Raw genomic sequence first — 2626 nt, 5'->3', positions numbered from 1 at the left:
GCCCAGGTTGGAGAGCCAAATTCTAAAGACCCACTCTATTGAGTGGGTCTTTTCTTATATCAAGATCTTACTGTGTTCTATTCAAGTCAAGCCACTTTTTTTCTTATTGGTTGCATCGCTACCCTGGCCTTGCTGACCCTTGTTTTTCAGCAACTATTCAAACCACGTCAAAAGTTTTTTCCGAAACGTGTGATCACCCAATTTGAAAGCAAGATGTTCATTCGACTAAAAGAAACCTTTCCCCAACATCATATTCTGGCTCAAGTCGCGTTTAGTGCTTTAATCACCAACAATAATTTTAAGATCCGCAACAAGTTCAATCGCAAAGTCACCGACTTTGTTTTACTGAATCAAAAGCTCGAAGTGGTCGCCATTATTGAATTGGATGATCCCAGTCATATAGGCAAAGAACAGGAAGATGCCGAACGGGATGCGATGTTGAATGAAGCAGGCTACCAAGTCTATCGCTATACAGACATTCCTAGCTCTAATCACTTAAGAAAAGATATTTTAAATTAATCCAGTCAATAAAAAGCCACCTGATTGGTAGCTAAATTTTCAATATACAGGTTATTTATTTTCTTGCTGTTCAGATGAGGCCGTCACCGCTTCTGAAGCCGATTTTTCCGCTGCTTCACGCGCTTTGATACGCTCTAACATTTCAGCTTGCTGTTGTTTATATTTTTCCTGATTCTTCTGATCACTATTTACCGCCAAGTAAGCCATGCTCACCAGAAAAATCGGAATCAATAAACCCAAACTGGCGAACAAGATCATCTTCTTGGGACTGGTCTTCTTTTCAGGCTGGGTCATCTACAATACCTATTCATGTTCTTCAATAAAAACATGGTTCAATATACCGAAAGTTTGCATTTACATCCATTTTTAATCCCATCCTTTTACTATTTGATTGAATTTAGGCAGACATAAAAAAAGCATCATTCTACGATGCTTTTATAAATTAAAGATTAAAGCCTGATGTTTAAAACAAGGCCAGTGCAATCCCTATAAATATCATCAGCCCTACCCAGCGATTATGACGGAATGCCCAGAAGCAGCGCTGCGGATCACGATCATGAGTTTTGCTCCATTGATAGATAAAATCGGCAGCCACCGCTAGCAGCGCAATCAGACCAAATGGCATCAACAGGTTTTCTAAATACAGCGCGCTGGCAATCAATACAATACTGCTCAGTTGCAGCAAGGAAATAATTTCAATATCGTATTTTCCAAATAAAATCGCTGTAGATTTCACCTCAATCTTTAAGTCATATTCACGGTCTGTAATTGCATACTGCGTGTCATAAGCCACCGTCCATGCCAGATTGCCAAAATACAGCAGCCAGCAGGTTAAATCCGGCGTCTGCCCTACTGCGGTATAGGCCATTGGAATAGACCAGGAAAATGCCGCTCCCAAAAACACCTGTGGCAAGTGGGTATAGCGTTTCATAAACGGATAAATAAATGCGAGCAACAACGCCCCAAATGACCAGTAAAAGGTTTCTATGGGCAAAAACAACAAGAGCGCCGCACTTGCAGCAACCAGAACTAAAAATACCCAGATAGCTTCAATTGGCTTGATTATACCGGTGGCTAAAGGACGATCTTTGGTTCTGGCCACAGCACCGTCAACTTTACGGTCAGCAAAGTCATTGATGGCACACCCCGCGGCACGCATAAAAATCACACCCAGAATCATCAGGATCAGAACTTTTAAATCTGGCATGCCTTGGCTTGCAATCCACAATGCCCACATGGTCGGCCAAAACACTAACTCTGTACCAATCGGCTTATCGAAACGGCATAAATAGTAATACGCTGCTAAGCGCTCCCGCCATGTTGGATGCTGCACAATGTCCATGACTGTCCTTAAGCAAATTTCTGTTTAAATATTTTATGGTGAAATATCAGGTTGAATAAACTGTTCGAATGCAGGCAAAAAAGTCTCTTGCACAATAAACTTACACCCATGCCAAGTATAGCAACTTTGCCGCGTCCAGCCTTCTTCCAGTAGAATTACCCGGCGCTCGCAATCTGGATTGGTGCGTTGAAACAAGAACCAGCCAATCGGTTTTTTACCGATATGCTTAAAAAGCCGGGCCCGACCTTGCAAGCTTAATATTGGAAAAATACTTTTTGCCTTGACCCAAGGCTGGGTTTCACAGCCATATAAATAGCTTTCACGTACCCATGAGGTATGTTGATAAGGCATTTGCATCCATTTTGCATCACTAAAACTCAAGCGCTGAAAATGCTCTTGAATCGGTTCTACCTTAAAACTACCAACGGCTAAATCAGTCAATTGCTGAGTCAGAGAACCTGATGCATATAACCACGTGTGTAATTCAGCAGGAATCTGCCTATCCTGTATTTTATATGCTCGTTTGTTCTGCATAAACCCACAGCTCTATTGAAGATGATTGATTCTAACGTAATTTATAAAAGATGTTGTCAAAGGCGAGGTATTATCAAGATTTATATCCTTTGAGCGATCACATTCCTGCAGGAAATTAACAGTTATCCGTCTTGGCAATCACTTCAAATTTCCCTTGGGGCGTTTTCACCAGAATGAAGCCTTCTGCACTTAAATAAAAACTTTTGGGATAATCATAATCCAAAGCCAGTT

General features: G+C 41.3%; 4 protein-coding genes. 1 reads left to right on the top strand and 3 read right to left on the bottom strand.

The annotated features are described in order from the left end of the window. Positions 1-72: 72 nt before the first annotated feature. Positions 73-519, top strand: coding sequence for a DUF2726 domain-containing protein (locus B2Y23_RS08635; RefSeq protein WP_291356066.1), 447 nt, complete (start codon positions 73-75; stop codon positions 517-519). A gap of 51 nt (positions 520-570) precedes the next feature. On the opposite strand, the gene B2Y23_RS08630 is transcribed toward B2Y23_RS08635, so the two are convergent. The 3 genes from B2Y23_RS08630 to B2Y23_RS08620 form a co-directional block, all read right to left on the bottom strand. Then, positions 571-813: a hypothetical protein gene (locus B2Y23_RS08630; protein ID WP_291356068.1), complete on the bottom strand. Its 243-nt coding sequence runs from the start codon at positions 811-813 to the stop codon at positions 571-573. Positions 814-982: 169 nt separating this feature from the next. Next, positions 983-1861 carry a 4-hydroxybenzoate octaprenyltransferase gene (gene ubiA / locus B2Y23_RS08625; RefSeq protein WP_291370252.1) on the bottom strand — a complete coding sequence of 293 codons (879 nt, stop codon included), beginning with the start codon at positions 1859-1861 and terminating at the stop codon, positions 983-985. Positions 1862-1894: 33 nt separating this feature from the next. Next, the gene (locus tag B2Y23_RS08620; protein ID WP_291370251.1) at positions 1895-2395 is read right to left on the bottom strand and encodes a chorismate--pyruvate lyase family protein; all 501 of its coding nucleotides are present in this window, start codon (positions 2393-2395) and stop codon (positions 1895-1897) included. Positions 2396-2626 lie beyond the last annotated feature (231 nt).

The sequence above is a fragment of the Acinetobacter sp. UBA5934 genome (assembly GCF_002430855.1).
Classification (GTDB): domain Bacteria; phylum Pseudomonadota; class Gammaproteobacteria; order Pseudomonadales; family Moraxellaceae; genus Acinetobacter.
This window is presented reverse-complemented; position numbering and strand designations above follow the sequence as displayed.